The organism is Faecalimonas hominis (assembly GCF_054660755.1).
Genome location: NZ_BAAHSH010000020.1, coordinates 26,667 through 36,709 on the forward strand (window position 1 = coordinate 26,667; position 10,043 = coordinate 36,709).

Here is a 10,043-nt window from a genome sequence, read left to right on the forward strand (position 1 = left end):
GAGAAAAAATGAAAAGTAGAGCGTTAAAAACATTATTATGCTCAGCACTTGCGTTTGGGATGATTATCCCAAGCGCATTGCCGGCATATGCAAAAAATCCTGAAAGAATGGATTTGACAAATGGATTAAAAGATTATTGGAACTTTGACTCACTGAAAAGTAGCGAAGGAGATAAGACAACTGCAACATTACATGGAAAAGTGGAAATAGTAGAAAGTGGAGATGCAGTTTTCGGAAAGGTTCTTCGTTTCGGAGCCGGAACAGATAATTATTTGAGATTAAATGATTATATTAATACGGGAAGCGGTTCAACATCTTTCTCTATGTGGTATCGTTATGATACATCTGTTGTAGCAAATGAGGGGAATAAACCTACTGTATTATTGCAGCACGAAGGAGAGGGGCGTTCTATATTAACTCTTAAGGGTGATGGAAAATATAATACATATCTTAACGGCCAGGATGTTGCATCTACAAAAACTGTGGCAAAGGGACAGTGGCAGCATATTACTGTAACATTTGATCAGAATGCAAAAAAAGTTAAATATTATATTAACGGTGAGAAAGACAGTGAACAGGATTTAGGAAGCAATGTAATAAATGAAAAACTTGCGTTGCGATTAGGAGCACATAAAACATCGGGAAGTACAGATCCACATCCAATGCGTGGAGATGTAGACGAATTTTGTGTATACAATAAAGTCTTAACTGATGAGGAAGCAAAGGCGTTATACAATGAAAAGGCAGAAGAATTAAATCGAGTAAGTTTAACATTAAACTTAGATGAAGTAAATCGTACAATTGAGCCGGAATCTATTTTTGGTATTAACCACCGTTACGCTTTCAACGGATATGGAACATTTGACTCTAAGACAATGAAAGTTAAAGAGGATTTCAAAGAGTTATATGAAAATGCAGGATTTGGTTCAATTCGTTATCCGGGAGGAACAATTTCAAACTTATTCAACTGGAAAACAACTTTAGGTCCAAAAGAAAGCCGAAAAAAACAGATTCATGGATTTTACAATTCAGGAAACCAAGCAGGTATTGAGGCAAACTTTGGAATTAAAGAAATTGCAGACTTTGCAGATGACGTAGATTCAGAAATTGTATATGTATACAGTTTAGGCCGTGGAAGTAAAATGGATGCAACTGATTTAGTGGAATACTTAAACGCTAAAGTAGGAACAAACCCAAATGGTGGGATTGACTGGGCAAAGGTTCGTGCGAATAACGGACATGAAAAACCATACAATGTACGTTATTTTGAAATCGGAAACGAAATGCAGCAGGCATTTGGCAAGGATAATGATGGAAAAACATCTCAAGGATATTGGACGGATTATGTGGAAGGCGGATCAGAGAAAGCCTACACAGAAGGCGGAACTGCAAATTTTGTACAGAGATACGCTGTTGATGAAGAAAACTGGAATAAAGTTGCATCAAGAACAGACGGAAAACCGAATTTAGTTAGATATTTAAGATATGCAAATGTAAATCCAGGAAAAATGGAAAACGGAAAAATTGTTGCCGACCCTGATTTTAAAGCGGTAAATGACGGAGTAAAAGTCTTTGTAGGAGTAGATGGAAATTTACAACCATGGACTGTTGTAGATTCTTTTGCAAATTCGGGAGCAAATGATAAACACTGTGTTGTTGATTACAGTACAGGAGCAATTCGCTTTGGTGACGGAAAACACGGTAAAATTCCGGAAGCAAACCAGAATGTGTATGCTACATACAGCGTGGAACGAGATGGATTCATTGATGTATCAAAGGCGATTAAAAATACAACAGATAAAATCAATGAAATCGAAGGTACATCACACGAGGCAAAAGTTTATACAAGTTATGAATCCAAAGGTTTTATTACTCGTATGAATAACTTAAATGCAAATGATTGGTATGACGGAATGACTATACATCCGTATTCAAGTACTGTACAGGGAAATACTTCTGAAGCATTTTATGATGATGCCATGAAGAAAGCAGAAACAAATGGTATTCATCATGTGGAGAACTATGTAAATATGTTACCAAAAGGTAAAGTGCCGGTTATTAGTGAATATGGTATTTTCAGAAATACACAGCCACAAGTTCGCTCACAAACTCATGCTGTATACATTGCAAAAGTTTTGATGGAATATGTGCGTTTAGGAAGCCCTTATATTCAGAAACACTGTTTGTCAGACTGGTATAGTGATGGGGGAGATTTACTTGGACCAACACAGCAGGCTGTTATTCAGGTTGTTCCTCAGGCTGGGGCAGATACAAAAACAGGAGAAGGAGAATTTAAGTTCTTCTCTACACCATCGGCTCATGTATTTGAAATGTTAAATGCAGGATTTGGAGAAAACATCGTAGATGCTCAGTTTAATCGTGTGCCAACAATGAACAATGGAGTAAAAACTTTATCTGCTCTTGCAAGTAAAGACGCTTCTGGAAATGTTTATGTGGCTATGGTAAACGTTGACCGCCAAAATGACAGAAAAGTTACTTTGAATATACCGAACTACGACTTAACAGGACGTAAAGTTGAGTTACAGACATTAAGTTCAAAAACAATTACAGACGAAAATTCATTGGAAAAACCAGACAATGTAAAAATTACCAAGACAGAAATGGTATTGGAAGAAAACCAGAGTATTACGTTACCAAAACATTCATTTGTTGTAGCAAAAATCTGTAACAATGTAGATAAAACAAATTTACAGAATAAAGTTGATGAAATTAATGGTCTGAATAAAAATAACTATACTAATTTTGAATCTATCGAAGAAACTTTAAATAAAGCAGAAACTATTTTAAATGATATGTTTGCTACTCAGACAGAAGTTGCTGAAGCTCTTAAAGAATTAACAGATGCTCAGAATAAACTTGTTTTGAAAAAAGCAGATTATACAAAGGTAGATGAAGCAATCAGCAAAGAGGATGCTTTGAATAAAGATGAGTATGTTGATTTCAGCGAGGTGGAAAAAGCGATTAAAGCGGTTGTCCGTGATTTAGATATTACAAAACAGGCAGAAGTAGATAAAATGGCAGAAGCAATTGAAACAGCCATTAAAAACTTGAAACGCAAACCGGAAAAACCGAATAATGATCCTGATAACAAACCGGATAATAAACCAGATGATAAACCGGATGGTAAACCTCAGCAAAAACCAAGCAACAAACCGAATACAAAACCAGATACAACTAATAAACCTGTGAAAACAGGAGATGAAGCACCGATTCTTCCGTTTGCAGTAACAATTGCGGGAGCAGGAGCAGTTATAGCACTTCTACTTAAGAAGAGGAAATAATTAATTGGGGACGTAGTGATTTTATAAATCACTACGTCCCCAATTACAATTTACCGTGTCCCTAATCTCTGGAAGCCCTGTCCCTTTTCTAGATTAAGTGGGAAAAGCCTGTAAAACTGTAGGTTTTCCGTTCTGCTTAAAAATAACATAAATAACTTGAATAATTTCTTCTGATTTAAAGCATATTCCAAGGTTTTTGTGTGGTTGGAGAAGAAGATATATAGATTTATAGATTTATAGTTAAAAAGGGACAGGGCATTTTCGGAAAAGGGACGGGGGTATACGTGAAACGGGACGTAGCAAAATCCAATTTTACTACGTCCCGTTTCACAGTTTCTACAAAAATCTTCTTATCGGAAGAACGACAACTCTGAGAATTCCATAGAAAATTTTCTTTCCCACACTCAAATCTTTCTCCACATAATTTTCTCCGTAAATATAGTCACCGTCTTCTCCCATTGTTTTACTGTAAGTTTTATCTCGCTCAGCTTCCTGTCGGATAATCGAATTTAATTCCGGACAATCCACAACGAGCATCAATTCCGTGTCCTGATAAGTACTTCTCATATCGAAATTGTAAGAACCGACAATACTTAAACGATCATCAAGAAGAAATGCTTTTGTATGGCAGGAATATTTCCCCATAAACTCATATACCTTTGCGCCCGTTTTCTGAATTTTTTCTTTCTGATTCAGATAATCCGTACAGCCCCACGGGTTTGCACCGCTGGCAACATCGTTTGTGATGATTTCTACGGGAATGTTTTTCTTCTTCAAATCTTCAAGTCCCTGATACATTTCTTTTCCGCAAATAATGTAGGGGGTGTAAATCGTAACATTTTTTGCATCAAGCATTAATTGCTGAAGGGAATACCAAAGAAGCGGTTCTTTGTTTTCTGTTTCAATCGGGTTAGTTAAAAGCGAAACCTTGTTAGTCTGAAGAGTTAATTTTTCAAAATCCCAATCCGTGTAAGCGTCTGCATATTTATTTCTTAAATAGTCGGAGCGTTTTTCTAATGCCGCTGCCGCCTTCTTCACACTTTCAGTTACTTTTTCACAAGTGTATTCTTTGCTGTCAGACAATGCCCATACCCTTTCAAAATATGTGCGAAGTTGTGAAAGTGATGAGTTTTTATCTGCTTCGGAACTGTTATATACAAAAAGTTCCCTGTCAATATTTTTGGAAGAAGAATAGTCTCCCAAGAAAAGGTTTGTCGTATTTCTTCCGCCGAGCAGATACATTTTATTGTCGATAATAACATATTTGTCATGAAGACGCGCCTGCATATCGTAAGGTTTCAGCAGATTGATTGGATTGTAAATGCGTATGGAAATGTTGGGATAAGAGGCAAGAGCCTGAAAATAGTCATTTCCGTACATGTCAAGAAATCCACTGCAGCCGTCAACAATGATGCGGACGGAAACGCCGCGCTTTGACGCTTCAATCAATGCGGACATAACATCTTTTCCCGACTGGGAAGGGTTAAAGTCGAAAGTGGATAAAATCACTTCTTTCTTCGCGTTTTCTATCATATGAAGCCGGTAGAGGAGAGCGTCATTGTTATCGTTAATATAAGCAACTCTTTCGTTTCCTGCGGTATCACTGTAAAAAGATTTCGGATTGAAGTTTTGCTGATAATCGTCGGGAACTTTCTTGTGAGAAATATAAGGAACGACCAAGAGCGCAATGTAAATCAGCAGCAAAAACAATAAAATTTTCCCCGGGGACAAGTGTTTGAATAAAATGTTTTTTTTCATACTATTATACTATTTCTCCTTTGTATTTTGGTTCGTAAAAGCGCTTATTCGATTAGAATATTATAAGTCTGCTAAAAGAGAAAGTAAACAGTTAGTTCTGAATTATACAAAAAATGAAGAAAAGAAGAGGAGAATGTGCAAGAGGGAAAAAGCAAAAATAGGTATAATGTGATATGGGGAAAGTTGGTTGAAATGACATGAAAAATAAGAAGCGTAAAATAAATAAAAATATCCTGATATTAATTGTATCAGGGATTGTACTTCTCTTTATCATAGGAAGTGTAATATATAAAAATATGAATCGGTTTGAATTAAGTGTTGGAGATTCTAAAGTGAGTAAAGAAGAGTATCTCGCCTGTATGAAAGCGGTAGAGTATGATACGAAGATAGAAATCCAGCAAAAGTATGATTGCGAATATACAGAGGACTTCTGGGAAAAGAAGTATGATGATAAATTCGGATATGAAATTTTAGCAGAGAATACAATTGAACGTCTGCAATATATTAATGCGGTGTATGAAGTCGCAAAAGAAAACGGTGACGTTAAAGATAGCAGTTTTGCAGGTTTAGAAAAGCGTTGGAAAGCGGAAAATGCAGAACGGGAAGAGAAGATAAAAAACGGAGAAGTGGTATACGGTGTAAAAGAGTATACATTTGAATTGTATCTTCAATATGAAATGAGCACTTTAAAAGAAAAATACTGCAATGACAAGAAAAGAAAAGGTATGACGTTGACAGAGGAAGAAGTGCTGGAACATTATAATAGTCGCAAATGGACTTATGGTGAGGAAGAAGAGGAGTTGGATTTAGAAACAGCCAGAGTTTCAGTGGAACAGGAAATTCGTGAGAAAAAATATGATGAGATTATTGAGAAGAAGATGAAGAATTCACAGGTTGTCGGTGAGATGGGGAAAATTAGCCGATTTACCTTGAAGAATATATAAATTTATTAAGGAGGAAGCAATATAATGAAAAAGAAATGGTTGAGCGGTGTATTAACTATGGCGTTAGTCACAACAACAGTTGCATCTACAATGCCTGCATACACGGTAGACGCAAAAGACGAAGCAGTAGGAAAAACATATTATGTAAGTTCTACAGATGGAAAAGACACCAATAACGGTTTGTCTGAAAACAACGCTTTCAAAACGCTGGATAAAATTAATGAGATTAAACTTCAGCCGGGGGACAAAGTATTACTTGAGAAAGGTTCAGTGTTTGAAAATCAGGCGCTTCACTTAAAAGGAAGTGGAAGCAAGGAAGCACCGATTGAAGTTTCTGCGTATGGAGAAGGTGACAGACCTAAAATCAACACAAACGGACACGGACAGTGGGAATTGAACTACGGAAAACATCTTGATAACCAAAATCACAAATGGAAAGGAACAGTATCTTCTTCCATTTTGCTTGAAGATGTAGAGTATGTGGAAATCCGAGGTCTTGAACTTACAAATGACCGTAGTGGTAACGATGATGAAGTAAATGATAATGAAAAAGAATACAATGACCCATACTGTATGGACAGAACAGGTGTTGCAGGTGTTGCACAGAACAAAGGTACAATAGACCACATCGTGTTAGATGACCTGTATATCCATGATGTTGACGGTAACGTTTACAACAAACATATGACAAACGGCGGTATCTACTTTATCGTAGAAAAACCGGAAAATGAGAAAGAGACAGGAATTGCGAGATACGACGACGTACAGATTAGAAACTGCCAGGTAGATACTGTAGACCGTTGGGGTATTGCTGTCGGATATACTTACAACTGGGATAAATTTGGCGGAGCTACAATTAGTGATGAAGTAATCAAAAAATATGGTTCTACAAACGTTGTCATTGAAAACAACTACTTAAATAATGTAGGTGGAGACCATATTACAACAATGTACTTAGACAGACCAATGGTTCAGTACAATGTAGGGGAAAACGGCTCCAAACACATTAATTTCCAAGATTTTTCAAAGGAACAGCCAAGACTTGATGCAAACGGAAACGAAATTGGAAAACTTCCGGTTGGAAACGGACGAGTTGCAGCAGGTATCTGGCCATGGAAATGTAAAAATGCGGTATTCCAGTACAATGAATGTTTCAAAACATTAAATGCTAAAAATGGTAACGGCGACGGACAGCCTTGGGACGCTGACTCTGGTGATGGAACAAATTATCAGTACAACTATAGCCATGGAAATACGGCAAGTACAATTATGTTCTGTGCGGGTGAATCTATCAACAACACATTCCGTTATAACATCAGCCAGAATGAGGAAATGGGACCATTAGACCCAGCTGGAAATGCAGGAAATACACAGGTATACAACAATACTTTCTATATTAAAGAAGGAATTAAATCTCTTTGGTACAGAAACTCAGGTCCGGTAAATATGGAAAACAATATTTTCTACTTTGCAGGCGATAAACCGGTTGAGGTAAAAGACTGGAATCCAAGCAATAACAAAAAATATGACAACAACTTATACTACAATGTAAGCACATATCCGAATGATGCAAATGCAGTAAAAGTAAATGCGGGAACAAAAGTATTTGTAGATGCAGGAAAAGGTCCGGACGCAGCAGCGGCTAATAAACAGGCAAGAAAACATGAAAATCCAAATGAAAAAACAGTATTTGACGGATACAAACTTGCTGAGAACTCTCCGGCAATCAACAAAGGAAAGATTGTTAAAGACTTAAACGGATACGCTATCGAGCATGACTTCTTCGGAAAGACAATCGGCGGAGTACCTGAAATCGGAGCAGCAGAAAGTGATGTTGTTTCTCTTGTATTGCGTTCAGAAGCATACACAGTAGACAATGCTGCTAAAACAATCGGTGGTTTAGAGAAAAACACAACTGTAAAAGAATTAAAAGAAAATGTATACTATGATGCAGGATTAACTCTTACTGTAAAAAATGCAGACGGTAAAGTTTTAGGAGAAAACGATATTGTCAAAGGAAATATGACAGTTGAACTCTCTGATGGAACAAATAAAGTTGCTTATACAATCGTAGCAAACGCAGACAATCAGTTAAAAGAAACAAGTTTCATGGTAAAAGAAAAAACAAAGACAATTTATGTGCCTTCTACAACAAAGAACCCAATGACAGTAGGTGCAATTAAGTCTGACGTAAAAGTACATGAGACAGCTTCTGTATCTGTATGGAATGGCGACAAAGAAGTAAAATCTGGAGCAGTGAAAGAAGGAATGGTTGTTCGCATTACAGCAGAAAATGGAACAGCAAATAATTACAAAATTGAAGTGAAAAACGAATACCAGTGGGCAAAAGACTATGTTCACAAACAGCAGGGTAATGTATGGTTTGCTCAGATGAAAAAAGGTGGCAAATATACAAACATGACAACTGTAGATAAAGACGGTTGGCCAAACTGGGCATTAGACACATACTATGGTCCGGGTGTAGATGCAGGACAAGGAACAACAGAAGGGTACGGAGATGAAACACACGGTTTGATTTCAGCGCCAATTAATACAAACACGGCGGAAGGAACAGCCATGACATTCCGCGCGGCAAAAGACGGTGTAGTAAACTTTAATATTAAGTCAAATGAACCATATTTAAGACAAGATGGTAATGCAAACGGTAGTGTTATTGTTTCATTAACTGTTAATGGAAAAGAACAGCAAAACTGCAAATTAACTGAAAGCAAGAAAAAAGGTGAATTCCCTGCAAAAGAAGGAATTGCAGTGAAAAAAGGTGACTTTATCAGAGTGGAAGCAAAGAACGAAGGAAATCCATCAAAACCATCTGTTCATATTACACCGATTATCACATATCAGGACGTTGCAGTAGAGGATAAAGAAGCGCCTACAAAACCTTCAGATTTGCGTGTAACAGACGTGAAAAAGACTAGCGTAACAGTAAACTGGGCAGAAGCATTTGACAATGTGGACGTAGCAGGATACAGAGTATATGTAGACGGTAAATTACAGAATACAGACAAATTAGTGGAAGGAACATCTTACACTGTTGAAGGATTACAAGCGGGAACAACATACAAAGTTGAAGTAGCCGCTGTGGATACAGCAGGAAACGAATCTGAGAAAGCAGAAGTTTCTGCAACAACAGAGAGTGATGTTGTAGTAGTTGACAAGTCAAAATTACAGGAATTATATGATGTATGTAAAGGTTATGATAAAAATAACTTTACGGCAGACTCTTGGAAAGACTTTGAAAAAGCATTAAAAGAGGCTAAAAAAGTTTTAGATGATAAAAAGGCAACACAAGATGAGGTAGATGCAGCGTATGATGCGTTAGAGAAAGCAGAGCAGGCACTTGTTCCGGTGCAGCAGCCTGAAAAAGTTGATAAATCAAAATTACAGGCAGCATATGACAAGTACAGCAAATACGATGCAAAAGACTACACAGCAGAATCATGGAAAAACTTCGCACAGGCATTAGAAAATGCAAAAACAGTTTTAAATGATGGAGAGGCAACACAAGATGAGGTTGACAAAGCGCTTGACGCATTAAATGCAGCGGAAAAAGCGCTTGTAAAAGTAAAACCGATTACTCCGGAAAAACCAAAACCAGAACAACCGAAACCGGAAAAACCAAACAAACCAAATACACCTGTAAAAACAGGAGATGAAGCTCCGGTTCTTCCACTTACGGCAACAGTTGCTGGAATGGGATTGGCTATCGCCTTATTACTTAAAAAAAGAAAATAAGTAATTTATAAAGAGTGAAAATTCAGTCTGAGAAATCAGGCTGAATTTTTTTGTGTCAACCATTTTTGATTATGTCCTAAATTTTTTGTACGATATGCACCGATTTCCCGGTGCATATTTTAGCATATAAGCATAGTTTCTGTTATCTTATGATTTTTGAACTGAAGAAAAGTAGACATTCTCCATGGGTGCTTTGGCGATGGTAGATTCCGCTTTCGTGGCTTTTCCTTCAGAGGCTGGAGGTCAAAATCTTTTGAAACGGTTTCGTGTAACGGCACAACTTCCA

At 37.2% G+C, this 10,043-nt stretch carries 4 protein-coding genes; 3 read left to right on the forward strand and 1 reads right to left on the reverse strand.

Annotation, left to right across the window (positions count from 1 at the left end):
- The first annotated feature begins 8 nt into the window (after nt 1-8).
- Entirely contained in the window at nt 9-3,302 is a 3,294-nt protein-coding gene (locus ACYQ35_RS02770) for a LamG-like jellyroll fold domain-containing protein (protein WP_459830009.1), read from the forward strand.
- A 336-nt stretch (nt 3,303-3,638) separates the two neighbouring features.
- Here ACYQ35_RS02770 and ACYQ35_RS02775 read toward each other — a convergent pair whose 3' ends face one another.
- Nucleotides 3,639-5,060, reverse strand: a complete 1,422-nt coding sequence (locus ACYQ35_RS02775; protein ID WP_459830012.1) for a phospholipase D-like domain-containing protein — start codon at nt 5,058-5,060, stop codon at nt 3,639-3,641.
- A gap of 197 nt (nt 5,061-5,257) precedes the next feature.
- Between ACYQ35_RS02775 and ACYQ35_RS02780 the strand changes: the two genes are divergently transcribed.
- Nucleotides 5,258-6,004, forward strand: coding sequence for a hypothetical protein (locus tag ACYQ35_RS02780; RefSeq protein WP_459830017.1), 747 nt, complete (start codon nt 5,258-5,260; stop codon nt 6,002-6,004).
- A gap of 24 nt (nt 6,005-6,028) precedes the next feature.
- Entirely contained in the window at nt 6,029-9,757 is a 3,729-nt protein-coding gene (locus ACYQ35_RS02785; RefSeq protein ID WP_459830022.1) for an FIVAR domain-containing protein, read from the forward strand.
- Nucleotides 9,758-10,043: the final 286 nt, after the last annotated feature.

Bases quoted from the DNA above. Each gene is read 5' to 3' on its own strand.
- ACYQ35_RS02770 (WP_459830009.1), top strand. From the start codon at position 9: ATGAAAAGTAGAGCGTTAAAAACATTATTATGCTCAGCACTTGCGTTT.
- ACYQ35_RS02785 (WP_459830022.1), top strand. From the start codon at position 6,029: ATGAAAAAGAAATGGTTGAGCGGTGTATTAACTATGGCGTTAGTCACA.
- ACYQ35_RS02780 (WP_459830017.1), top strand. From the start codon at position 5,258: ATGAAAAATAAGAAGCGTAAAATAAATAAAAATATCCTGATATTAATT.
- ACYQ35_RS02775 (WP_459830012.1), bottom strand. From the start codon at position 5,060: ATGAAAAAAAACATTTTATTCAAACACTTGTCCCCGGGGAAAATTTTA.